1 protein-coding gene is annotated in these 409 nt (G+C 35.5%); it reads right to left on the bottom strand.

All coding sequences use genetic code 11. From position 1 onward, the window contains the following. Positions 1 to 239: 239 nt before the first annotated feature. Positions 240 to 409, bottom strand: a 170-nt coding sequence (locus tag WGMM_RS05970) for a MutS-related protein (RefSeq protein WP_240991969.1), incomplete at its 5' end; no start/stop codon positions are given.

Raw genomic sequence — 409 nt, forward strand, 5'->3', positions numbered from 1 at the left:
AAAATCTAGATGTAGATGAAGTTTTGTAAAGACATACAGTATCTATATACTGACAAAAAATTAAACACAAGACGCCGATACATCAAGTAATCCTTACCTTTTAATCTGCAGATTGGCGAAAGCAAATACAATAGCCTCACTGTTGTGATAAGGGCGCTGGCGAAGGGTGTCAAGTAAGTTTTTCGTTTCTATAGCTACTACCACGATTGTATAGGTAATTCTTCACTTATAATAATGATTCAAGCCTTCAGCTCCTCAAACACTTCACTTGCTCTATTTAAAACAGAATCAGGAAAACCAGCAAGTTTTGCTACATGTATTCCATATGACTCATCTGCAATGCCTTCAATTACTTCATGTAGAAAAATAACCTCTCCGTTCCACTCTCTTATTTTTACACAAAAACGTT

The sequence above is a fragment of the Wolbachia endosymbiont of Glossina morsitans morsitans genome, from assembly GCF_000689175.1.
GTDB classification, from domain to species: Bacteria; Pseudomonadota; Alphaproteobacteria; order Rickettsiales; family Anaplasmataceae; genus Wolbachia; species Wolbachia pipientis.